This is a genomic window from Pseudonocardia sp. TMWB2A (genome assembly GCF_017312135.1).
Window position 1 is genome coordinate 6270991 of record NZ_QKQY01000002.1, and the last position, 21974, is coordinate 6292964.

24 protein-coding genes are annotated in these 21974 nt (G+C 74.5%); 13 read left to right on the plus strand and 11 right to left on the minus strand.

Annotated features, from left to right (window positions below):
• Positions 1-17 precede the first annotated feature (17 nt).
• Complete coding sequence (locus DMP17_RS43895; protein ID WP_337832566.1) at positions 18-1088, minus strand: amidohydrolase family protein; 1071 nt, start codon at positions 1086-1088, stop codon at positions 18-20.
• 65 nt (positions 1089-1153) lie between these two features.
• Between DMP17_RS43895 and DMP17_RS43900 the strand changes: the two genes are divergently transcribed.
• Positions 1154-1630, plus strand: a complete 477-nt coding sequence (locus DMP17_RS43900) for a MarR family winged helix-turn-helix transcriptional regulator (RefSeq protein WP_226364532.1) — start codon at positions 1154-1156, stop codon at positions 1628-1630.
• An 18-nt stretch (positions 1631-1648) separates the two neighbouring features.
• Here the strand turns inward: DMP17_RS43900 and DMP17_RS43905 are convergent, their stop codons facing one another.
• Positions 1649-2671 (minus strand): aldo/keto reductase, encoded by a 1023-nt coding sequence (locus tag DMP17_RS43905; RefSeq protein WP_337832567.1) that lies wholly within the window; start codon positions 2669-2671, stop codon positions 1649-1651.
• A 103-nt stretch (positions 2672-2774) separates the two neighbouring features.
• Between DMP17_RS43905 and DMP17_RS43910 the strand changes: the two genes are divergently transcribed.
• From DMP17_RS43910 to DMP17_RS43920, 3 genes are all read left to right on the plus strand, one after another.
• Entirely contained in the window at positions 2775-3353 is a 579-nt protein-coding gene (locus DMP17_RS43910; RefSeq protein WP_337832568.1) for a TetR/AcrR family transcriptional regulator, read from the plus strand.
• Positions 3354-3544: 191 nt separating this feature from the next.
• Positions 3545-3946, plus strand: a complete 402-nt coding sequence (locus DMP17_RS43915; RefSeq protein ID WP_337832569.1) for a nuclear transport factor 2 family protein — start codon at positions 3545-3547, stop codon at positions 3944-3946.
• A gap of 42 nt (positions 3947-3988) precedes the next feature.
• Positions 3989-4564, plus strand: coding sequence for a TetR family transcriptional regulator (locus DMP17_RS43920; protein WP_337832570.1), 576 nt, complete (start codon positions 3989-3991; stop codon positions 4562-4564).
• Positions 4565-4830: 266 nt separating this feature from the next.
• On the opposite strand, the gene DMP17_RS43925 is transcribed toward DMP17_RS43920, so the two are convergent.
• On the minus strand, positions 4831-6525 hold the full coding sequence (locus DMP17_RS43925; RefSeq protein WP_337832571.1) for an AMP-binding protein: 1695 nt from the start codon (positions 6523-6525) through the stop codon (positions 4831-4833).
• Positions 6526-6824: 299 nt separating this feature from the next.
• Here DMP17_RS43925 and DMP17_RS43930 point away from each other — a divergent pair, with 299 nt between their 5' ends.
• Positions 6825-7673 carry a LuxR C-terminal-related transcriptional regulator gene (locus DMP17_RS43930; RefSeq protein ID WP_226355074.1) on the plus strand — a complete coding sequence of 283 codons (849 nt, stop codon included), beginning with the start codon at positions 6825-6827 and terminating at the stop codon, positions 7671-7673.
• Between the two features lie 55 nt (positions 7674-7728).
• Here the strand turns inward: DMP17_RS43930 and DMP17_RS43935 are convergent, their stop codons facing one another.
• Genes DMP17_RS43935 through DMP17_RS43945 form a run of 3 tightly spaced genes read right to left on the minus strand, consistent with a single transcriptional unit; the run spans position 7729 to position 8812 of the window.
• Entirely contained in the window at positions 7729-8112 is a 384-nt protein-coding gene (locus tag DMP17_RS43935; protein WP_226355073.1) for a nuclear transport factor 2 family protein, read from the minus strand.
• The gene (locus tag DMP17_RS43940; protein WP_226355072.1) at positions 8109-8429 is read right to left on the minus strand and encodes a MoaF-related domain-containing protein; all 321 of its coding nucleotides are present in this window, start codon (positions 8427-8429) and stop codon (positions 8109-8111) included. Before DMP17_RS43940 ends, DMP17_RS43935 begins: the two co-directional genes overlap by 4 nt.
• Positions 8430-8437: 8 nt before the next feature.
• Positions 8438-8812, minus strand: a complete 375-nt coding sequence (locus tag DMP17_RS43945; protein WP_226355071.1) for a hypothetical protein — start codon at positions 8810-8812, stop codon at positions 8438-8440.
• A gap of 337 nt (positions 8813-9149) precedes the next feature.
• Between DMP17_RS43945 and DMP17_RS43950 the strand changes: the two genes are divergently transcribed.
• From DMP17_RS43950 to DMP17_RS43970, 5 genes are all read left to right on the plus strand, one after another.
• Positions 9150-9500: a GNAT family N-acetyltransferase gene (locus DMP17_RS43950; RefSeq protein ID WP_226355070.1), complete on the plus strand. Its 351-nt coding sequence runs from the start codon at positions 9150-9152 to the stop codon at positions 9498-9500.
• A 38-nt stretch (positions 9501-9538) separates the two neighbouring features.
• A complete protein-coding gene (locus DMP17_RS43955; RefSeq protein ID WP_337832572.1) occupies positions 9539-10723 on the plus strand; it encodes a CE1758 family FMN-dependent luciferase-like monooxygenase in 1185 nt (394 codons plus the stop codon).
• Between the two features lie 73 nt (positions 10724-10796).
• The gene (locus DMP17_RS43960; RefSeq protein WP_226355068.1) at positions 10797-11042 is read left to right on the plus strand and encodes a hypothetical protein; all 246 of its coding nucleotides are present in this window, start codon (positions 10797-10799) and stop codon (positions 11040-11042) included.
• 176 nt (positions 11043-11218) lie between these two features.
• Positions 11219-12019 (plus strand): hypothetical protein, encoded by an 801-nt coding sequence (locus DMP17_RS43965; RefSeq protein WP_226355067.1) that lies wholly within the window; start codon positions 11219-11221, stop codon positions 12017-12019.
• A 105-nt stretch (positions 12020-12124) separates the two neighbouring features.
• Entirely contained in the window at positions 12125-12799 is a 675-nt protein-coding gene (locus tag DMP17_RS43970) for a class F sortase (RefSeq protein WP_337832573.1), read from the plus strand.
• Here DMP17_RS43970 and DMP17_RS43975 read toward each other — a convergent pair whose 3' ends face one another.
• Complete coding sequence (locus DMP17_RS43975; RefSeq protein WP_226364544.1) at positions 12800-13312, minus strand: hypothetical protein; 513 nt, start codon at positions 13310-13312, stop codon at positions 12800-12802.
• 88 nt (positions 13313-13400) lie between these two features.
• Entirely contained in the window at positions 13401-14162 is a 762-nt protein-coding gene (locus DMP17_RS43980; protein WP_337832574.1) for a DUF3761 domain-containing protein, read from the minus strand.
• 185 nt (positions 14163-14347) lie between these two features.
• Here DMP17_RS43980 and DMP17_RS43985 point away from each other — a divergent pair, with 185 nt between their 5' ends.
• Positions 14348-15391 carry an isopenicillin N synthase family dioxygenase gene (locus DMP17_RS43985; protein WP_337832575.1) on the plus strand — a complete coding sequence of 348 codons (1044 nt, stop codon included), beginning with the start codon at positions 14348-14350 and terminating at the stop codon, positions 15389-15391.
• Here DMP17_RS43985 and DMP17_RS43990 read toward each other — a convergent pair.
• The 3 genes from DMP17_RS43990 to DMP17_RS44000 are packed head-to-tail and all read right to left on the minus strand — an operon-like array spanning position 15384 to position 18497.
• Positions 15384-16730 (minus strand): PP2C family protein-serine/threonine phosphatase, encoded by a 1347-nt coding sequence (locus DMP17_RS43990; protein WP_337832576.1) that lies wholly within the window; start codon positions 16728-16730, stop codon positions 15384-15386. The two genes, DMP17_RS43985 and DMP17_RS43990, sit on opposite strands and share 8 nt — an antisense overlap.
• A 5-nt stretch (positions 16731-16735) precedes the next feature.
• A complete protein-coding gene (locus DMP17_RS43995; RefSeq protein ID WP_337832577.1) occupies positions 16736-17986 on the minus strand; it encodes a GAF and ANTAR domain-containing protein in 1251 nt (416 codons plus the stop codon).
• Between the two features lie 31 nt (positions 17987-18017).
• Complete coding sequence (locus DMP17_RS44000) at positions 18018-18497, minus strand: DUF5994 family protein (protein ID WP_337832578.1); 480 nt, start codon at positions 18495-18497, stop codon at positions 18018-18020.
• A gap of 382 nt (positions 18498-18879) precedes the next feature.
• Between DMP17_RS44000 and DMP17_RS44005 the strand changes: the two genes are divergently transcribed.
• Positions 18880-20757, plus strand: a complete 1878-nt coding sequence (locus DMP17_RS44005; RefSeq protein ID WP_226364551.1) for a helix-turn-helix domain-containing protein — start codon at positions 18880-18882, stop codon at positions 20755-20757.
• Positions 20758-20906: 149 nt separating this feature from the next.
• Entirely contained in the window at positions 20907-21953 is a 1047-nt protein-coding gene (locus DMP17_RS44010) for an alcohol dehydrogenase catalytic domain-containing protein (protein WP_226355057.1), read from the plus strand.
• Positions 21954-21974 lie beyond the last annotated feature (21 nt).

Sequence of the window (21974 nt, forward strand, 5' to 3'; positions counted from 1 at the left end):
TCACGGGTCGGGTGGGCTCACCGGACCCGCTCCCCCGCGATCCAGCCCCCGGCGATCGCGCGGGTCGCGCCGATGTCCTCGGTCGGGTCGCCGTCGACCAGCAGCAGGTCGGCGCGCCGGCCCGGTTCGACGACGCCCCGGTCGTCGAGGCCGAAGATCTGCGCGGTGAGGCCGGTGGCGCTGCGCAGCGCCTCGACCGGCGTCAGCCCGGCGTCGACCATGAGGCCGAGCTCGTCGTGCATCGACTCGCCGTGCCGGGGCGCGAACGGGGCGCCGGGCGCGGAGTTGGCGTCGGTGCCGACCAGGAGCCGGACGCCCGCCGCGTGGAGCGCGGTGACCGAGTCGCGGGCGTGCTCGTACCGGAGGCCCGCCGCGGCCCGCAGGTCGGCGACGCCGCGCATCATCGTCAGCGTCGGCGAGCAGACCGTGCCGGCGTCGCGCATGCGCTGCACGGTGGCGTCGTCGAGGACCGCGTCCAGGGGTGCGTGCGTGCTGATGTCCACCCCGGCCGCGACCGCGACGTGGACGGCGCCGGTGGTGACCGCGTGTGCCACGACCAGCAGGCCGTGCCCGTGTGCCGCGGCGACGATCGCGTCCACGGTCTCCTGGTCCATGCCCTCCGGCGGGGCCGCCTCGGTGACGATCTTGATGTAGTCGGCGCCCTCGGCGACGCGGCGGTCGACGAACGCGCGGGCCTCCCTCGGACCCGTGACGACGCCGTCGGCCGGGAACCCGGGCATCCGGGCGTGGTTGCCGCCGGGGCCCACCGCGGGCGTCGTCGCGCTGAGGATCTGCGCGACGCCCGTCTGCCCGCGCATCGCGGTGACGAAGGCGCTCGGCCAGGCCGCCATGTCCAGCCCCGTGGTGACACCCCACGTCGCCAGGTCCTGCAGGTCCTCCCGGCCGCGCACGGTGTGCATGTGCGCGTCGATCAGGCCGGGCAGCAGTACCCGCCCCCGGCCGTCGACCACGACGTCCGGCGTGCGCCCGGTGCCGATCTCCGCCCCGTCGAGGTACACCCGCCGCGGCTCCGTGAGGCCGTCGCCCGTGAACACCCGGACGCCGTCGATCGCGGTCACCGTTCCCATGGCAGCTCCTCCAGATAGCTTTCTGTAAAGCTATCACGAAAGCTTTCGTCGGGTAGGCTGCGACCGTGACCCGCGACCGGAGGAACGTGTCCCCCGACGAGCGCCTGGCGTTGGCGTTCTCCCAGCACGTCGTGCGCCTGCAGGGGACGCTCGCGCAGGCGATCGCCCCCGCCCTGTCCGCGCACGACCTCACGCCCGCGGAGCTGGACGTGGTCGCGACGCTGCTGACGACCGGCGAGCCCTACCGGCAGAAGCCGAAGGAGCTGACGGCGCACCTGCTGCTGACGACGGGCGGCCTGAGCAACGTCCTGCGCCGCCTGGAGAACCGCGGGCTCGTCTCCCGGGTACCCGACCCCGCGGACCGGCGCAGCAACGACGTCCGCCTGACACCGGACGGCGTGGCCGTGGCGCGCGCCGCGACCGGCGCGGCGAACGCGGCGCTCCGGCGCCTGCTCGCCGAGGTGCCCGCCGCGACCCTGGAGACCGCGCTGCACCAGCTGGGATCCGTCCTCGACGCGGTCGGGGACACCCGCGCCGGATGACCCGACCGGCCGCGCGGGTCAGGCCGCGGACCGCCCCGCCACCGGACGACGCCGCAGCTGCGGGTCCAGCAGCGCCGGCGGCCGGAACTCCTGGTCCAGGGCGCTGACGTCGACCCCCGGCGGCACGATCCCGTCGATGCGGTCGAGCAGGTCGTCGCCCAGCGCGAGGTCCACCCCCGCGAGCAGGTCGTCGAGCTGGGCCATGGTGCGCGGCCCGAGCAGCGCGCTGGTCACCCCGGGATGGGCGACGACGAACGCGACGGCCAGGTGCGTGAGCGGCACGCCCGCCTCCTCGGCGAGCGGGACGAGCTGCTCCACGACCTCGATGCGTCGCTCGTCGGACAGGTGCCGCAGGAGCCCCACCCGGCGCAGGTCGCTCACCCCGCCCCGGCGGACGCGGCCGGTGAGCATCCCCTGGCCGAGCGGCCCCCAGATCAGCGTGCCCATGCCGAAGCGCTGCGCGGCCGGCAGCACCTCGCGTTCGGCACCACGGTTCAGGATCGAGTAGGCGCACTGCTCGGTGCGGAACCGGACCAGCCCGCGCCGCTCGGCGACCCACTGGGCCTCGACGATGCCCGAGGCGGGGGCCTGCGAGGTCCCGACCGCCCGCACCTTCCCGCTGCGGACCAGGTCGGTCAGCGCGGAGAGGGTCTCCTCGATGTCAGTGTCGGGATCCGGGCGGTGGAGCTGGTAGAGGTCGATGTGGTCGGTCCCCAACCGGCGCAGGGAGTTCTCGACGGCGGTGACGATCCAGCGGCGCGACGCCCCGCGGCGCGCCGGGTCGTCGTCGACGGCGCGGCCGAACTTGGTCGCGAGCACCACGTCGTCGCGGCGGCCCTTCAGCGCACGGCCGACCACCTCCTCCGAGTCGCCGTAGGCGTCGGCGGTGTCGACGAGGTTGATCCCGGCGTCGAGCGCCCGGTGGATGATGCGCGCGGAGTCGGCGGGGTCGGGGTTGCCGAACGACGTCGCGAACATCATCGCGCCGAGCGCGACGGGGCTGACCATGATCCCGGTCCGGCCGAGCGGGCGGTACTGCATGGCGGGTCTCCCGGTGTGCGGTGGGACTAAGCGGAATGACTTTCCGGATCGACGATACGGAAAGCCATTCCGGTTCACAAGGAGCGCGTGGCACAGTGACGGGATGAGTGGGAGGACCGGGGCCAGACGTCCGCGCTCGGACGCACAGCGCAACGTCGACGCGTTGCTCGACGCCGCACGGCGGGTCTTCGACACCTCGGGCGTGGACGCTCCCGCGAAGGAGATCACCGACCTGGCGGGCGTCGGCGTCGGCACCCTCTACCGGCACTTCCCGCAGCGGGCGGACCTGGTGAAGGCGGTGGTCGAGACCGGCATCGACGCCCTCGCCGACGCCGGCCCGCAGCTGGCCTCCGAGCACCCACCGGTCGCGGCGCTGACGTACTGGCTCGACCGGTTCATCGACCTGCTCGCGACGAAGCGGGGCCTCGCCTCGGCGCTGCATTCCGGCAACCCCGCCTTCGACGGGCTGCCCGGCCACTTCACGCATCGCCTGGGCCCCGCACTGGCCGCACTGCTCGACGCAGCGGTCGGGGACGGCGCGATCCGGCGTGACGCCGTCTCCGCCGAGGACCTGCTGTTCGCCGTGCCGCAGCTGTGCCGGGCGGCGTCGGACGCCGACCTCGCCCGCGGACGCCGGCTGGTCGCACTACTGGTCGAGGGCCTGCGCACCGGACGGCCCTGAGCCCGGCGAGCCGGAGGCGGGAACGGCCGGCGCCGCCCCACGCGCGACAGTGACGTCACGGCGCGACATCAGTGCTACAGTGATGTCACACCGCGACATCACCTCCGGGTGAGGCGGCTCCGGACGACGACGCGGGCCCCGTCGGCTTCCGATCCTCGACCACCGCACGTCGACGAGAACGGATCAGAACAATGCTGAGCACCGACGACCGCCACGAGATCGACGACGTCCTGGCACTGCACGGACACCTCTTCGACCGAGGCCATCTGGACCGGCTCCACGAGATCTTCACCCCGGAGGTCGTCTACGACCTCAGCGACGCGGGCGTCGGGACGTTCGAGGGGATCGACGCCGTCCGGGCCGCGGCGATCCGGCTCGGGGACGACAACCCGCTGGCGCACCACGTCACCAACGTCGTCATCGCCGAGCAGACGGCGGACGAGGTGACGGTCCACTCCAAGGGCCTGGTGATCATGGCCGACGGGACGCTGTCCGGCGTCGACCACCGGGACACCCTGCGCCGCCACTACGGCCACTGGCGGATCAGCCGCCGGGTCGTCACGGCGGCACGGCGCGGCGGGACGACCTCGTGAAGGCCGTCCGGTTCGGGCCGCCGGGCGGATAGGATCCCGGCCGTGCCCCGCTGGGAACAGGGCAGCGAGGAGCGGCTGAGGACGGCCGCCCTGGAGCTGTTCGAGGAACGAGGCTTCGACGACACGAGTGTCGTCGAGATCGCCGACCGCGCCGGCGTCACGACGCGCACCTTCTTCCGGTACTTCCCGGACAAGCGCGAGGTGCTGTTCGCCGAGTCGGACCGGCACCGGGCGGCGCTCGTGCAGCAGATCCTCGACACCCCCGACGTCACCCGGCCGCTCCGGGTGATCACCTCGACCCTGGCCGGGTTCGACTGGACCGGCCCCGGCATGGACCTGCTGCGCCGGCGGCACGCGGTGATCGCGGCGAGCCCGGGCCTGCTGGAACGCGACCTGATCAAGCGCCACGACATCGCCGTCGCGTTCGCCGACGCCCTGCAGCGACGCGGGGTCGAGGCGGACGCGGCCCGGCTCGCCGCCCGTGTGGGGATCCAGGTGTTCCTCACCGTGTACGCCCAGTGGGTCGAGAGCGACGGCCACGCGGACCCCGCGGCGCTCACCGACGCCGCCATGACACTCCTGGCATCCCTGGTGCCCGCCACCCGGGCGATCGGCTGACCACCGCGCACACCTGCGTCCGGCTCGCCGGTCCACCTCTCCATGACCCGACCGGCGGCGACGCCCGTCGGGCCCGATCCGATCCGAGGTTCTGGCCATCGGCTCCGTGTTCCTGGCCGTGCCGGCGGTCGCGCGTCGCCTCGGGCGCCGGGACCGGCTGAGCCGGACACGGGAACGGCCGGCCCGTCACGGCGTCGTGCCGGTGACGGGCCGGCCGTCGGTCCGGGGCGGCTCGGCGGATACCGCCCCGGGTCCCGGGAGGCCGGTCAGGCCTTGAGCTCCGGGAAGTCCTCGTAGCGCCACTCCCCGCCCGCGGCCGCCCCGGCCTCGTCGCGCTCCCGGGCCCGCAGCTCCACCCGCCGGATCTTGCCCGAGATCGTCTTCGGCAGCTCGAAGAACTCGATGCGCCGCACCCGGAGGTAGGGCGCCAGGTGGTCCCGGGCGTGGGCGAAGATCGCGGCCGCGGTCTCGCGGGTCGGCTCGTGGCCGGGGGCGAGCGCGACGTAGGCCTTCGGCACGGCGAGCCGGACCGGGTCGGGCTGGGGCACCACGGCCGCCTCCAGCACCGCCGGGTGCTCGACGAGCACGCTCTCCAGCTCGAACGGCGAGATCTTGTAGTCGCTGGCCTTGAACACGTCGTCGGTGCGGCCGACGTAGAACAGGTAGCCGTCCTCGTCGCGGGTCGCGGTGTCACCGGTGTGGTAGAAGCCGCCCGCCATGGCGTCGGCGGTCTTCTCCGGCATGTCCAGGTACCCGACCATCAGGCTGGTGGGCCGCCGGGACAGGTCGATGCAGATCTCGCCCTCGGTCTCGGAGACCTCGCCGGTGAGCTCGTCGACCAGCACCACCGGGACACCGGGCAGCGGACGCCCCATCGACCCGGGCTTCACGACGGAGCCGGGCGTGTTGCCCACCGACGCCGTCGTCTCGGTCTGGCCGAACCCGTCGCGCAGGGTCAGGCCCCACTGCGCCCGGACCTGCTCGATGATCTCCGGGTTGAGCGGCTCGCCCGCCGCGATGACCTCGCGCAGCGAGCCGGGCCCGCCGGACAGGTCGGCCTTGATCAGCATCCGCCAGACCGTCGGCGGGGCGCAGAACGTGGTGACGCCCTTGTCCCGGATCTGGCCGAGCAGCGACGCCGCGTCGAAGCGGGTGTAGTTGTAGAGGAAGATCGTCGCCCCGGCGATCCACGGCGCGAAGAAGCAGCTCCAGGCGTGCTTGGCCCAGCCCGGCGAGCTGATGTTGAGGTGCACGTCGCCCGGTGTGATGCCCAGCCAGTACATGGTGGACAGGTGCCCGACCGGGTACGACGCCTGGGTGTGCTCGACCAGCTTCGGCCGGCTGGTGGTACCCGAGGTGAAGTACAGCAGCAGCCGGTCGTCGGCGGTGGTGCCCGGGTGCTCGACCGGGGCGTCGTCGACGTCGTGGGAGTCGGTGTGGTCCAGCCAGCCCTCGGCGGACCCGCCGACCGAGACCGCGGTGAGCCCGGCGAGCAGGCCGTCGAACTTGTCCGTGCACGACACGTCGGCGATCACGAACCGCGCTCCCCCGCGCTCCAGGCGGTCCGGCAGGTCCACGGCGCCGAGTGCGGTGGTCGTCGGCATGATCACCGCGCCGAGCTTCATCACCGCGAGCATCGACTCCCACAGCTCGACGCGGTTGCCGAGCATGACCAGCACGCTGTCCCCACTCCCGACGCCGTGCGAGGCGAGCCAGCGGGCCACCTGGTTGGAGCGGCGGCGCAGCTCGTCGAAGGTCCAGGCGCCCTCGGCACCGTCCTCCTCCACGATGCGCAGCGCGGTCCGCGACTCGCCGTCGGCGATCACGTCGAACCAGTCGTGCGCCCACTGGAACGCGCCGTCGAGCTGCGGCCAGGTGAAGTCGGCGACGGCCTTCTCGTGCTCGCCGTGCAGCGCGACGAGCCGGTCACGGGCGTCGCGGTAGATGTCGTGGTTGCCCATGGGTACGGACGTCCTCCGGGTCGGTGGGATGGGGCGGACCGCGGATCGGAGCGGTCCGGGCATCGCGTCGATCAGAGGGGCACCGCGGCGGTGGTGGAATGCATGCGGGGCTCCTCGTCGAGCGCAGCCGGATCTGTCGGGAGGAGACTCTCCGCAGCGGTCCGGGCGCCGCTACCAACCGAAGTCGGTAGTCGCGGGAGTCCGGTGCGGACCGGTGACCTGGTCCGCCGTCCGCGCCGGTGGCAAGCTGGGCCACGTCGGGCGGCCGATGCCGCCCGTGGGGACGGGAAGGAGCACTCGTGCAGGACGACGACGCGGTCGCCCGGGCGCTGGACCGGGTCATGCCCCGCCGGCTCCACGAGCTCAGCTCGACGACCGGCCTGCCGGTCGTCTTCGGCGGGACGACCCGGACGGTGCGCGACGGCCAGCAGCTCACGATCAACCAGCTGATCGGCACCTTCGGCGACTCGCTGCGGCTGCTCAGCGTCCTGTCCGGGCGCGGTCTCGGCGGCGCCGCGATGGCCCGCCGGATCCCGTGCCGGGTGAGCGACTACGCCTCGACCCCGGGGATCACCCACGACTACGACCACGTCGTCGTCGAGCACGAACGGCTCGCGTCGATCCTGGCGTACCCGATCGTCGTCCACGGCTCGGTCCGCGGTGTGATGTACGGGGCGATGCGCGAGCACCGGCCGATCGGCGACGTCGCCGTCCGCAACGCCGGCATCGTCGCCGCCAACATCGCCCGGGACGCCACGGCCCTGCTCGACCAGCACGCTCCCCCGGCCGTCGTGCCCCCGGGCGCCGCGGACGCCGAGAGCCGGGCCGGCGCGCTGCTGGAGCTCGCCGCGCTGATCGAGAGCACCGGTGACCCGGAGCTGCGCGAGCGGCTGAGCCGGATCCACCACGGCCTCGCCGGGGCCCACCCGGCCGTGGCCCGGCCGGGCGGGGAGGCCCCCGCCCTCTCACCGCGGGAGGTCGAGGCGCTGCAGCACGTCGCGGTGGGCGCGACCAACGCCGAGATCGCGGCGCAGCTCGGGATCACCGTGGGGACGGTCAAGGCCTACCTGCACAGCGCGATGCGCAAGCTCGACACCCAGAACCGGGCCCGGGCGGTCATCGCGGCCCGCGCCGCGGGCCTGATCTGACCCGCGGCACACGGCGGCGGCGCAGGTGGCGTCGGGGGGCGTGCGCGATGCGGGGTCAGACCATCGGGCGGCCGGTGGCCGAGGACTCGGCGGGCACCTCCTCCTGGACGACGTCCCAGTGCTCGACGATGCGCCCGTCCCGCAGGCGGAAGATGTCGACGATCACGACGGGCGTCGGGGCCCAGCCCAGGACCCGGCTGTGGGTGAAGACGAGGTCGCCCTGTGCGGCGACGCGGGCCGGCCGCCAGGAGAAGCCCTCCAGGGTCGGCACGACCGCGCGCAGCGTGTCGAGCCCGTCGGGCATGGACGGGTTGTGCTGCGTGTACGGCTCGGCCCAGTAGCGGTCGATGGCCGTGAGGTCCTTCTCCTCGAACAGCTCCCGCATCGCGGTCAGCACGATCCGGACGTTGCGCTCCTCGGGGCCCTCCACGGCGCTCACCGGGCGGTCCGGGTGATCGTGCCGACGAGCGCGTGCAGCGTCCCGTCGATCGTGATGTTCGAGTACAGCGTGCCGTTCTCGAAGTCCTCCACGTGCGTCACCGTCGCGCCGCTCGCCTCGGTCCACGAGTTCAGGTAGACGCCCTCACGGATCTCACGCAGGTCGATGCACACCGTCTCGGTGTGCCCGTCGGGAGCCAGCCCGGCACCGTCCTCCACCACGAAGGTCGCCTCCGTGCCGGAGTCGAAGCGGTACCGCACCCGCAGCCCGCCCAGCTCGAACCGGTACTCGTGGCCCACCGGCCGCGGGGTCGTCATCGCCCGCCTCACCCCTGGTCCCCAGCCGGGTCCAGCAGCACGTACAGGGCGGAGACCCGCCCGTCGCGCAGGAGGAGCACGTCGCGGCCGGACGCGACCGCGGGCCCGCGGCCGACACCCAGGGTCCAGGCGTAGGTGACCAGGTCCTGGGCCGTGCCGATCGGACCCGACCGGCTGATCACGGCCCCCGGCACCTGGGCGTGCAGAGCCGCGATCGCCCGGGACATCCCCTCGTGCCCGCGGTGCGCGGCGTCGGGCTCGCCCACGAACACGTCGTCGGTGTAGACCGTCCCGACGGCCCCGTCGCGCACGGGTCCCTCCGGCGCATTCCAGGCGTCCAGGTGTGCGGCGACAATCCCGGCGGGGTCGGCTCGGTCGGGCATCGGGTCCTCCTCGACGAACGGCCGGATGCCGCCCGGGCCCAGTGTCAGCGCGCCGCGGGCACCGACGGATCGGTCGCCGGATGGGTCGCCCGGCCACCGACGGGCCCACCGGTCGGCCGCCGTGGGAACCCCGGGCGGCATCCCGCCGCAGGACCCCGCCGTCGGGAGGTCACCGACCCGACCGGCGCCCCGGGGGCTCCGCACGACCGATCGCGTGACCGATCCGGGGACGGCCGGGCCGACCTAGCGTCGTGGCGACGGAGCCGCCGGGACCCCGACGGCCGCGGCCCGGGCAGGCCACCCGCCCCCGGGCCACCCCACGACGGAGGTCACAGCCATGTCCGGATCGGCGACGCCCGACGCGGCCGGGACGCCCGAGGTCACGCACCGGCCCACGACGCACCGCTACGAGGTGCGGGTGGACGGCGTGGTCGCCGGGTTCACCGCCTACGTGGACCGCGACGGGCAGCGGGTCTTCTTCCACACCGAGATCGACGACGCCTTCGCCGGGCGCGGGCTGGCCGGGACCCTGGTCGCGCGGGCCCTCACCGACTCGCGCGACGCCGGCCGGCGGATCGTGCCGGTCTGCCCGTACGTCGCGCGATGGATACAGCGCCACCACGACGTCGACGACGTGCTGGACCCGGTGACGCCCGCGGCGTTCGCCGCCGTGCGCGACCTCGTCTGAGCGCGGCCCGCGGGCCGCCACCCCCCGGAAGGACCCCCGTGCAGTTCGGCATCTTGACCGTCGGCGACATCGGCGCCGACCCGCTCACCGGGCGCACTCCGGGCGAGGCCGAGCGCCTCCGCTCGATCGTGCGCCTCGCCCGGCACGCCGACGAGCTCGGCCTCGACGTGTTCGCGCTCGGCGAGCACCACAACCCGCCCTTCGTCCCGTCGTCGCCGCCGGCGATCCTGGGTCACATCGCGGCGGTGACCAGCAGGATCGTCCTGAGCACGGCGGTCACGCTGATCACGACCAACGACCCTGTCCGGATCGCCGAGGACTTCGCGACGGTCCAGCACCTCGCCGACGGGCGGCTGGACCTCATGCTCGGCCGGGGCAACACGGTGCCGGTCTACCCCTGGTTCGGCAAGGAGATCCGCGACGGCGTCGCGCTCGCCCTGGAGAACTACGCGCTGCTGCACCGGCTCTGGCGCTCCGACGTCGTGGACTGGGAGGGCCGGTTCCGCACGGCGCTGCAGGGGTTCACCTCGACCCCGCGGCCGCTCGACGGCGTGCCGCCGTTCGTGTGGCACGGCGCGATCCGCACCCCGGAGATCGCCGAGCAGGCCGCCCACTACGGCAACGGCTACTTCGCCAACCACATCCTGGCGCCGAACCTGCACTTCCGGCCCCTGGTCGACTTCTACCGCAAGCGCTGGGCCCACCACGGCCACGGGCGCCCCGACCAGGCGATCGTGGGCCTCGGGGGGCACGCGTTCGTCGCCCGCCGCTCCCAGGACGCCTACGCCGCGTTCCGTCCCTACTTCGAGAACCACGTCCTGTTCCGCGGGACCCGCCTCGAGGACTACGCGGACCGCACGCCGCTCAGCGTCGGCAGCCCGCAGGAGGTCATCGACAAGACCCTGACCTTCCAGGACGGCTTCGGGGACTACCAGCGTCAGCTGTGGGCGCTGGACAGCCTCGGTGTCCCGGAGGGCACGGTGCTCGAGCAGGTCGAGCTGCTCGCCACCGAGGTCGTGCCGGTGCTGCGCCGCGAGATGGCGGCACGCCGCGCGCCCGGCGTCCCGGAGGCACCCACCCACGCGTCGCTGGTGCGGGCGACCTACGGCGAGGCGTCACCGCGCGACCCGCGGCCCCGCCCCAACCGGGGGGACAACCTGACCGGGGACGCCCCGTACCTCGACAGCGACACCACGACCCCGACCCGCTACCCGGCCGCCTGACCGCGGTCCGGCCGGGTCCACCGGGGTGAACCCCTCGCGGCCCGCGCACGAACCCAGGGTGGAGGTGAGGCGGATGCTCCTGACCGACGACGAGTCACGGGCCCTGGAACTGCTCGACGCGCGCGAGGTGGACGTCGACCTGCTGCGCCCGGCGGTGGCCCGGCACCTGCTCGCCCTCGGCCTCATCGACGCCGACGGGAGCGTCACCGCGGCCGGTGCGGCCGCCGTCGAGGAGGTCTACGAGGAGCGGTTCGCCGACGGCGTCGCCGAGATGAAGGCCCGCATCCGGCACCACCGGCTCGGCCGCCCCGCGGGCTGAGCCCCGCCGCACACGCTCCGCTGCCCGGGGCCCGGAACACGTCACCCGCGGTGATATCCGGGCCCCGGGACATTTTTCCCCGCATTTCTCCGAACCCCCGCGCTCCGGCCGTCGAATACAGGAGCAAAGGTCGCCGGGAATCGCCCGTCGGTCGGTGCGATCCAAGGAGAACCACAATGGCGAATTCCGTACGACGTGTGATCGGCCTGGCCACGATCGGCCTGGTCGCCGCCGCGACGACCGCGCTGGGCGCCGGAGTCGCCTCCGCACAGGAGACCCCTCCGCCGGTCGCGATGATCTCCAACCTGACCGGCAAGAGCACCTCGGTCGCGCTGGACAAGGGCTTCACCGACGCGCTGACCTCGCTCGACGTCACCCCCGGCCCGTTCGGGTCCGCCTCGATCTCCGACGGCACGGCGTCGTTCCCGATCACCGGCGGCAACGTGACCGTCTACAAGCCGAACGAGGTCCTGCCCTACGTGCAGGGCAAGATCGAGCACATGGGCAGCGGGCTCACTCTCACCAAGGGTGACACCGAGGTCACGCTCGACAACTTCGTGATCGACCCGGGCGACCCCGCCGTGCTGACCGGCCGGGTCCGCGCCGGCGGCCAGACCGTCGCCGAGTCGACCACCCTGTTCGACCTCAACGGCTCGACCCTGAAGCCGATCACGATCGACCAGTCGGCGGGCACCGCGACGCTGACCGGCACGACCGTCACCCTGAACGCCGGGGCCGCCGAGGCCCTGAACGGCGCCTTCAAGACCGACGCCCTCAAGGGCGGCACCACCATCGGCATCGCGACGATCGTCGTCAACACGACGAGCGGGACCATGCCGATGCCGCAGGGTGGCGTCGAGACCGGTGGTGGCAGCACCTCCGGCACCGACACCGCGCTGGTCGTGACCGGTGTCGCGCTGCTCGCCGGCTCCGCGCTGGTGCTCGTCGTCCGCCGTCGCGGCGTCCGCGGGCACTGATCCACTCCGGGGGTGCCGTCCGCACAGGCGGGCGGCACCCCCGGCTCCGGTCGTGGTGGACCACCACGACCGGTTCCCCGATCGGCACCAGGACCGGAGCACCCGATGACCGCACCACACCCGTCCCGCGTCCGGCGGCTGCTCGCTCCGCTGGGCGCGCTGCTCCTGGGCGTCGCGGGTGTGGTCGTGCTCGTGCTGGCGCTGACCGCGGGCGGTCCCCCGGAGCCGGTGGCCGCGGCCGCCGGCCCGGTGGGACCGGCCGTGGTGGGCACCGCGCCCGCGGGGGCCCGGCCGGTGGGCGAGGTGCTCCCGCCCTCCCCGCCCCGGTCGATCTCGATCCCGTCGATCGGGGTCGAGTCGGTCGTCGACCAGTCCGGTCTCGCGCCGGACGGCACCCTCGAGGTCCCGGCCCCGGGCCCCGGCTACGACCGGGCGTCCTGGTACCGCGGGTCGTCGGCACCGGGCTTCCGCGGCCCGTCGGTCATCCTCGGCCACGTCGACTCGGCCGCCGAGGGACCGTCGGTGTTCTACGACCTCGGCCGGATGCGTCCGGGCGAGGACATCACCGTGACACGGGCCGACGGGATCGCCGCGACGTTCCGCGTCGACGAGGTCCGATCATTTCCCAAGAACGAATTCCCGACCGAGTCCGTCTACGGCGACGTCGACCGGGCGGAACTGCGTCTGATCACCTGTGGTGGATCTTTCGACTCGAGTGCACGGAGTTATCGGGACAACACCGTGGTGTTCGCCCATCTCGTCGGCAGCAGCCGCGGCTGATCACGACGGTCGGTCCCCGGCATCCGGCCGGTCGGTGGACAGGCAGCGGTCCCGTCGTCGTTGCAGCGCCACCTCGACTCCCGCGGCCACGGTGAAGACCGCGGCCCCGCTGAGGCCGACGAGGAAGAACCAGGGGTTGGCGGCCCGGGCGGCCGCGTTCAGCATCTGCGCCCACATCAGCACGGCCAGCGCCGACGGCGACACGAGTCCGGCCCCGCGCTGCGCCGTCCACGCCCGGGCGTAGGCAAGGTGCCCGGGAGGGATGTCCTCGGGCCTCCCCCGCCGCAGCGCCGTCGCGACGGCCGCGCGCTGGGCCGGCGGGACGGCCCGGCGGAGGACGACCATCGTCCGGTCGTGCGGGTACGGCCGGGTCGACTCCCGCCAGACGACCGCGGCGAGCGGCACCACGACGGCCAGGACGACGACGGTCAGCACGTCGCCCCACCGGCCGAGATCGCGCTCGCTCGCGAGCCCCCAGGGGGAGCTCACCAGCACGAGCCCGACAAGCGTCACGCTCGTCCCACGCCTCCGCCACACCCGGCCGCGACCGGGCTCCTGCAGCCGCTCGTGATCGGGTCCGCCCCGCATCACTGGTCCCCCTCTACAGCCAGGTGGCGACCCCACCGTGCCCTGAGCACGTCCCGGACCGGGACCGGCTGTAGCTGTAGGTGCCGTCCTTGCACTTCGCCGTCGCCCCGGCCGGGGCGACGCCGGCGGACCGGGTCGGGCGGGGCACGCAGGTGCCGGCCGAGTTGACGTAGTGCGTGTCCGTGTCGCACGCCGACGGTCGCGCGGCCGGAGCCGGCTTCGCCGTCGTCGTGCGGGGTGTGGGGGCCGACGCGAGGGCCTGCGGCCGCGGGGACGCGGCCTCCTGCGAGGCCGGCGCCGTCCGCAGCTGCGCCTCCGGTGCGGACACGGGTGCCCGCGTCGTGGTCGGCGACGGCGCCGCCGCCGGAGCCACCGGGGGGTTCTCCCCGGCCGGGGCGGGCACCGGGGTCGGCGTCGTGGTCGGGGCGGCGACGAGGGCGGCGGCCTCGGTGGTGCCGGTGGTCGTCGGGACCGGGGACGGGGTGAGCACCACGGCGGCGACCACCAGCGCGGGCGCGGCGACGAGCGCCGTGACCGCACGGCCACGGTGGGGCGCGCGCCCGCCACGACCTCGCCACGCGGCGATCGCGGCGCACCCGGTCGCGGCCAGGGCCAGCAGAGCACCCATCGGGATCGTCGCCGTGGTCAGCAGGAACGCCGCCGACAGCACCACCAGGACGATGCCGACGGTGGCCAGACGGTTGCGGGCCGGAGGGACGACGCCCAGCCGCTCCGTCGGCGAGTCGTCGTACCACGATCTTCCGGGTCCGTTCACGAGTGCTGCATCGATCGGGATGATCAGGACGTTGCGGACGTACGGGCGTTACCGCCGGTAGTACGCAAAGTTGGTGAGACGGCCGGCGGGCACCGCTCCTTGACGCCCGCTCCGACGGCCGGGTTGGCTGGTGCGCCCGGCGCACCACGTCCGAGGTGCCCGCCCGCCACCCCGTCGGAGGCACCATGCCGCCCCTCGCCACCGACCGGCTCCCGGTCGTCGACCTGTCCCGCTTCCGCGCCGGTCCGGACGAGCGGGCGGCCTTCCTCGCGGAGCTGCGTCGCGCCGCGCGCGAGGTCGGGTTCTTCTACGTCACCGGTCACGGCGTCCCCGACGACGTCCTGACCGGCATGGACGCGCTCGCCCGCCGCTTCTTCGCGCTGCCGCCGGCGGACCGTCTCGCGATCGAGAACGTCCACTCCCCCCAGTTCCGCGGCTACACCCGGACCGGGACCGAGCACACCGGCGGCACCGCCGACTGGCGCGAGCAGATCGACATCGGACCCGAGCGCGCCGTGGTCGAGCCCGGCCCCGGGGAGCCGGACTGGCTGCGGCTGATCGGGCCGAACCAGTGGCCGCCGGCACTGCCCGAGCTGCGCGAGGTCGTGCTGGGCTGGCAGGCCGAGGCGCTGCGGGTCTCCCGTGAGGTGCTGCGTGCCCTGGCCGCCGCGCTCGGCCAGGACGAGACCTACTTCGACGGCTGGTTCGACGAGGAGTCCTCGCTGCACCTCAAGATCGTGCGCTATCCCGGGCGCCCGGACCCGGACTCCGACCAGGGCGTCGGCGCCCACAAGGACTACGGCTACCTCGCCCTGCTGCAGCAGGACGTCGTCGGCGGGCTGCAGGTCGAGGGTCCCGACGGAGGCTGGATCGACGCCGTCCCGGTGCCGGGCTCGTTCGTGGTGAACATCGGCGAGATGCTGGAGATCGCCACCCGCGGCTACCTCACCGCGACCCGGCACCGGGTGGTGTCGCCGCCGCCCGGGGTCGACCGGATCTCGGTGCCGTTCTTCCTCGCGCCGCGCCTGGACGCCGTCGTCGCGCCGCTCGATCTGCCGGCCGAGCTGGCCGCGGACGCCCGCGGGATCAGCGAGGACGCCGACAACCCACTCGACGCGCGCTACGGGGAGAACGCGCTGACCGGCTGGCTGCGCTCGCACCCCCGGGTCGCGCAGCGGCACTGGTCCGACGTGCTGGCGCGACGGGCCGCCCCGCCGACCGTCAGGTGACCCGTAGCGCCACGATCGCGGTGTCGTCCTTGGTCATGCCGCGGGCGTAGGCGGACACGCCCCGGTGGACCGCGGCGACGGTGCCCGCGGCGTCGAGCCCGGCACACGTGCGGAACAGGTCGGTGAGCCGGTCGTCGCCGAACAGGTCGGCGCCCGCGACGGGCCGGGCCTCGGTGACGCCGTCGGTGTAGAGCAGCAGCGCGTCGCCGCTGCCGAGCCGGACCACGTCGGTGGCGACCCGGCACGGGATCGGGAGGCCGAGCATCGTGCCGCCGGTGCCGTAGCGCTCCACGGCGCCGTCGGCGCGGAGCACCAGCGCTGGCTCGTGCCCGGCGCTGGCGATCTCCGCGCGCAGCCCGCCGTCCGGGTCGTGTTCGAGGACGACCACGACGACGGTCAGCATCGCCCGCTCGTCCATGGTCCGGACGGTCCCGTCGACGCTCGCGACGATCGACCCGACCTCGAGGTCCCGCGCCGCGGCGCCGCGGATCGTGTAGCGGGCCACGACCGCGATCTGCGACGCCTGCACGCCCTTCCCGCAGACGTCGCCGATCACCAGGCAGTACCGGTCGCCGACGGCGAACAGGTCGTAGAAGTCCCCGACCACGTGCTCGCCCACCGCACCGGGGACGTAGACGGCGGCGACCTCGGCCCCCGCGATCTCCGGGAGCACCGGTGGCAGCAGCCCCGACTCCAGCAGGTCGGTACGCCGCTGGGAGTCGCCCAGCTCGTCCGACAGCGTCTGCTGCTGGGACTCCGACCGGGCCAGCCGGGCGCCGAGCCGGTCGGCGAGGTCCTGGCTGACCCGCATCGACCCGGCCATCCGCAGGTGCGCGCCGAGGGTCCGGGCGAGGGCGGTCAGCAGCCGTACCGTGCGGGGCGTCCACTCGCCGGCGCCGGTGCGCGCCACCCGCAGCGCGGCGACGACGTGGCCCGCCTCGCCGAAGACCGGGACGCTGCACACCGAGCCGGACCGGCCGGGGGTGGCCGGGGCGGGGTCGCCGCCGTCCGGGGTGCCGGGCAGGGCGTCCAGCACCAGGGGTACGCCGGAGTCGACCACCGCGTGCTCGACGGCGCCGCCCGCGCCCTCCACCGTCCCCGCCGCCGGCCCGTCACCGCTCGCGGCGCAGATCCACGACGTCACGCCGTCGGTCGACGACACCGTCGCGTAGCCGCCTGCGGCCAGCTCCCGGGCCACGTCGCAGAGGTCGGACAGGACCCGGTCGTCGGAGGCGGTCGACAGCCCGGCCCGGTCGACGGCGCGCAGCCGCTCCGCCGAGCGGCGTGCCGTCGACACGGAGTGCAGCGGTGTGGGGCGCTGCACGGGGACCTCGGTCACTGCTGTCACCTCCGGACCGGTGCGGGCGACCGACCCGGACCGTACCGGTCGGCGGGACCCGGCGGCGTCGACGGATCATGCGGGTCGCCGGACACGACGGTAGCGTTCGCACCACGGTCTCCCGACCGTACGAGAGATGCGTCCGCCGCCCCTGACCCCGGCGACGTTCCGACGGTGATGGAGCAATGGTGGGTCACGACGGCGACATGCGGAATCCGGCGGAGCTGCAGCGGGGACCGGAGGGTCTGGTCCCGAGCTCGCGTGAGCTCGCCGCGCTGCTCCGCGCGATCCGCGACGGGGACCTCGACGCGCTCCGCCGGTTGTACGACGGGACCGGGACGCTGGTCTTCGGGCTCCTGCGCACCGCGCTGCGGGACCAGGACCGGGCCGCGGAGGCGACGGAACGCTGCTTCCTGTGGGTGTGGCGGACGGCGCCGACCCTCGACCCCGGTCACCCCTGCGCCCTCACGTTCCTGTTGCGCGCGGTGCGGCAGGAGCTGGAGGACCATCCGCAGGGTCCGTGACCCCGACCTCGGGCAGGACCTCGACGGGGCCCCGGCGTCGGAGATCAGCCACCGGGCGACGTCCGGGAGCTTCATGTTCGTCGCCTGTGACGCGCCGACCAGCATGCGGAAGGCGCGGTCGGCGTCGATCCCGTGCCGGTGCATCAGGATGCCCTTGGCCTGCCCGATCAGGTCGCGGGTCTCCAGGGCCCGTTCCAGGTGGTAGGCCTTCGTGGCCCCGTGCAGCGCGACGGCGGCCTGCAGCGCGAACGCGTCGGCGATGGCCGTCGCGGAGGTGTCGAAGCCGTGCCGGGCCCGTGAGTAGACGGTCACCGCGCCCCGGACGGCCCCCGGCCGCACCAGCGCGACGGACAGGACGCCGTGCACGCCCCGGTGCACCGCGGCCGGCGCGAACCGCGGCCACCGGTCGCGCTCGTCGTCGAGGTCGCCGACCGCGACCACGGTGGGCACCCCGCCCCGGATCGCGTCCAGGCTCGGCCCCTCGCGCAGCCCGATCTGGAGCTGGTCCAGCTCGGCGAGGTCCGCACCGGGTGTGGTGCAGACGCCGTACCGGTCCCGCAGCGTCAGGCCGACCAGGTCGGCTCCGGGGACGGTGCGGGCGGCGACCCGGGTCAGCTGGACGAGCCGCCGATCCCACGAGGTGTCCCCCGACTCGTCGGTCAGGGGCTCGGTCAGGCCGGTGGCCGCCCGGACCAGGGCGGTGCGAACGGCGTGGTCGTCGCTGGCGCTCACGCGCCTCCCTCCGGTGGGGCCGTCGTCTCCGTCAGGCGTCGGTGGGCTCTCCTCCTGCTCCGGCCAGCAGCGTCGCGACGTCGTCGTCGTTCCCGGCCGCCGACGCCCGGTCCAGGCAGCGCCGCGCGTCGGCGTCCGAGCTCTCCGGCGGCACGACGAGCAGGCACAGCCGGCCGTGCGCCCCGAACACGTCGACGACGTCGGGCGGGGTGCTGGCGAAGCCGCCGAGGCGGACCAGGTGCCCGTCGGTCGTGGTCCGGCGCGGCACCGACGGCCAGATGCGCAGGTTGTACCCGACCCGGGTCACCGGGCCGAGCCGGTCGTCGACGCCCGCGCTCAGCTCGCGCAGCTCGTCGACCAGGACGCGCGAGCGCGGCCACCAGGCCCCGTCGACCTCCCCGACCGGCCTCGGGTCGTCCTTGAGCGCGACGCGCGCCGCGGCGGGCTGCGCCGGGGCAGGCTGCGCCGGGGCGGGACGACGGGTGGGTGACGGGGTGCGCGGTGCGCTCACGGTGTGGCTCCGTTCGGCCGCCGCGGACCGCCGCACGGCACCCTGCAGGGCGGCCGTCCGGGGACGCGGGCGTGGTCACGGCGGAGCGGGACGCCTCGCCGTGTGGACCCGGGAACCCCGGCGGATCCTCCGGATCGTGCGTGCCCCGAGGTGGTGGGGCATCCGGCTGTCCAGCAGCACGTGGCCGTGCCACCGACGGTACTCCGACCGGGCGGGACCCGCGGGGTCGGACGCGACGCTCCGTGTTCACAGCCCCTCCTCCCGGTGACCCGAATGTCATCGGCCGGGGGCTGGGGCTGACGTCGGTTCCGAGGCTCCCCGCCGCCCGATCGGGTGTCAACGACCCTCGCGGGGCAGGGCCCCGGGTGGCTACGCTCGTCCGGTGGATGCCGGCGCCGGGGTCGAGGCCGCCGCCCGGCGGGTGCGGCACGCCCGGCACGTCGGTGACGTGGGCGCCCACGTCCGCCCGGTCGTCGCGGAGTCCTGGCAGCGGTCGGTCGACCTGGGCGTCGACCTCGCCCGGTCCGCGACCTACGTCGGGCACGAACCCGGCCCCGCCGCCGTCGCCGAGGCGGACGAGGTGTTCGACCGCTTCCTCGCCGGCGCCGACGACCTGGACTGCTCGGTGCTGCTCGTCGACGGCGACGGGGTGGTCCGCCTCCGCCACGACGCCTGCCCGGACCTCGCCGCGCTGCTCGACGCCGTCCTGGTCGCACCGGGCTTCCGGATCGCCGAGCAGGACGTGGCGACGACGGCGTCCGCGCTCGTGCGGGCCACCGGTCGCCTCGCCCGGGTGGACGGTCCCGAGCACCTCCACCCCGACCTCGCCTGCCTGGCCGAGGCCGCCGCACCGGTGCCGTCGGACACCGACGCGGCCCCGCAGACGGTGGTGGTCGTGACGCACCTGTCGACGCCGGGCGGTGCGTCGGCGCTGCGTGCGGCCGTCGCCGCGGAGCTGGCCCGCCAGGTCGGCGAGCGCGTCCGGGACCGCGGGCTCCGGGCCGGGCGGATGCTGCACGCCCGCTTCGACGAGGTCTGCGCACGGTCCGGGGCGGAGTGGGTCGTCGCGACCGACGGCCGGGCGACCCTGTGCAACCCCGGGTTCCGGGCCCTGCCCCGCGAGGACCGGGACCACCTGCTCGACCGGGCGCTCGCCGACGCCGCGCTCGCCGAGCCGCCGCCCACCGGATCCACGGCCGACCTGCCGTCGGGGCGCCGCGACGACGTCGTCACCTGCGTCGTCCGGGACCACGGTGCCGTCGTGGGCCACGTCAGCTCCGGGCGGCGCTGCGCGCCCGTACCGGCCGGGTCCCGGACGGCGGACGCGATGCGTCGCCAGGGGTCGCACGTCGCGCCGACGGCCCGCCGGGACTTCGCGGCCGACTTCCGGGACGCCCACGCCGACGGCGCCGCCGCCGAGGTGCGGCGCCGCGCGAACCGCGAGCTGCTCAGCCCCTACCTGCGCGCCCGCCGCGACGTCGCGACCGCGGTCGCCGCCCGGACCAGGCACCTGCTCCTCGTCGGCGAGCCGGGGGTCGGGAAGCAGACCCTGGCCGTCGAGCAGTTCCGCCGCAGCCACCCGACCGGGACGGTGCAGGTGCTCGACTGCGCGCGGATCGCGGAGTCCGGCGGCCCCCTCCTGCCGACGGTACGCGGCACCGACGGGGACCGGCCGCGGCTGCTCGTCCTGCGCCGGCTCTCGCTGCTCGGGTCGGTCGCCGCGCGGCGCCTCGACGAGTCGCTGCGGCTGCTGGTGGCCACACCCGCGGCACCGACGGTCGTCGGGTGCATCGACACGCCCTCGGTCGACGCCACCCGGCCCTACGGGCTGCTGCTGCGCCACTTCCACGACACGGTCCGGGTGCCCGCGCTGCGGTACCGGGCCGACGAGCTCGGCGAGCTCGCGCGGTCGGTGCTGCACTCGCTGTCCGGCGGCCGGTCGCTGAGCCTGAGCATGCAGGTGGTGCGGGTCCTGGAGGGCTACGCCTGGCCGGGGAACCTGCGCGAGCTGGAGGACGTGCTGCGCTACGTCATCGCCCGCAAGCCGGTCGGCGTCGTGCAGGCACCGGACCTGCCGTCGTCGTGCTTCACCGGCGGCGCCCCGCGGATGTCGATGCTCGAGGCGGCGCAGTGCGACGTGATCATCCAGGCCCTCTACGAGGCGCGCGGCAACCGCTACCAGGCCGCCGAGCTGCTGGGGATCGCCCGGTCCTCGCTCTACCGCAAGATCGACGCGTTCGGGATCAGCTACATCGGCTGAGGTGTCCCGGGACCGGGACACACGGCCGTCGCCGGGGGTCGTGCCGCCCGCGGAGTCGTCCCAGAACGGGACAGTCACATGCGCACTCCCGCATTAGCGTCGGGCCCGCCGACGCTCTCGGCACCCCCTGCGACCAACGGAGTGAGCAGATGAAGGCACTCGTCTACCACGGACCGGACGCCAAGGCCTGGGAGGAGGTCCCGGACCCGACGATCCAGGACCCCACCGACGTGATCGTCAAGGTCGACACCACCACGATCTGCGGCACCGACCTGCACATCCTGCAGGGCGACGTCCCGGCCGTCACCGACGGCCGCATCCTCGGCCACGAGGCCGTCGGCACGATCACCGCCGTCGGTGACGCCGTGTCCGGCTTCGCCGTCGGCGACCGCGTCCTCGTCCCGGCGATCACCAAGTGCGGCCGCTGCGACTACTGCCAGCGCGGCATGCCGTCGCACTGCCAGACCGTCGGCGGGATCGGCTGGATCTTCGGCCACCTCATCGACGGCACCCAGGCCGAGTACGTCCGGGTCCCCTACGCCGACACCTCGCTCTACGCCGTGCCGGAGTCGGTCACCGACGAGCAGGCGATCTTCCTCGCCGACTCGCTGCCGACCGGCTACGAGGTCGGTGTGCTCGCCGGGAACGTACGGCCGGGTGACACCGTCGCCGTCGTCGGCGCGGGTGCGGTCGGCCTCTCGGCGATCCTCACGACCGGCCTGTGGGGCGCGTCGAAGGTCATCGCGATCGACTCCAACAAGTTCCGGCTGGAGAAGGCCATCGAGTTCGGCGCGACCGACAGCGTCGAGGTCGGGCCGGGCACCGTCGCCGACGTGACCGCGCTGACCGACGGGCTCGGCGTGGACGTCGCGATCGAGGCCGTCGGCTACCCGGAGACGCTGCTGACGGCGGCGTCGCTGGTGCGCCCGGGCGGCACGATCGCCAACGTGGGTGTCCACGGCACCCCGGTGGAGCTGCCCATGCAGGACATGTGGATCTCCAACGTCACGCTGACGATGGGCCTGGTCGACACCGTCTCCATCCCGACGCTGCTCAAGATGGTCGCCGGCGGGCGGATCCCGGCGGAGAAGATGGGCACCCACTCGTTCACCTTCGACCAGATGGACGAGGCCTACGACGTGTTCAAGAACGCCGCGGCCAACCAGGCGCTCAAGGTGGTCATCACCCCGGCCTGACGTCCGCTCCGGGGCCCCGCC

Coding starts and splice junctions, on each gene's coding strand:
- DMP17_RS43895 (WP_337832566.1), bottom strand. CDS start 1,088: ATGGGAACGGTGACCGCGATCGACGGCGTCCGGGTGTTCACGGGCGAC.
- DMP17_RS43905 (WP_337832567.1), bottom strand. CDS start 2,671: ATGCAGTACCGCCCGCTCGGCCGGACCGGGATCATGGTCAGCCCCGTC.
- DMP17_RS43910 (WP_337832568.1), top strand. CDS start 2,775: ATGAGTGGGAGGACCGGGGCCAGACGTCCGCGCTCGGACGCACAGCGC.
- DMP17_RS43915 (WP_337832569.1), top strand. CDS start 3,545: ATGCTGAGCACCGACGACCGCCACGAGATCGACGACGTCCTGGCACTG.
- DMP17_RS43925 (WP_337832571.1), bottom strand. CDS start 6,525: ATGGGCAACCACGACATCTACCGCGACGCCCGTGACCGGCTCGTCGCG.
- DMP17_RS43940 (WP_226355072.1), bottom strand. CDS start 8,429: ATGACGACCCCGCGGCCGGTGGGCCACGAGTACCGGTTCGAGCTGGGC.
- DMP17_RS43945 (WP_226355071.1), bottom strand. CDS start 8,812: ATGCCCGACCGAGCCGACCCCGCCGGGATTGTCGCCGCACACCTGGAC.
- DMP17_RS43950 (WP_226355070.1), top strand. CDS start 9,150: ATGTCCGGATCGGCGACGCCCGACGCGGCCGGGACGCCCGAGGTCACG.
- DMP17_RS43960 (WP_226355068.1), top strand. CDS start 10,797: ATGCTCCTGACCGACGACGAGTCACGGGCCCTGGAACTGCTCGACGCG.
- DMP17_RS43965 (WP_226355067.1), top strand. CDS start 11,219: ATGGCGAATTCCGTACGACGTGTGATCGGCCTGGCCACGATCGGCCTG.
- DMP17_RS43970 (WP_337832573.1), top strand. CDS start 12,125: ATGACCGCACCACACCCGTCCCGCGTCCGGCGGCTGCTCGCTCCGCTG.
- DMP17_RS43985 (WP_337832575.1), top strand. CDS start 14,348: ATGCCGCCCCTCGCCACCGACCGGCTCCCGGTCGTCGACCTGTCCCGC.
- DMP17_RS44010 (WP_226355057.1), top strand. CDS start 20,907: ATGAAGGCACTCGTCTACCACGGACCGGACGCCAAGGCCTGGGAGGAG.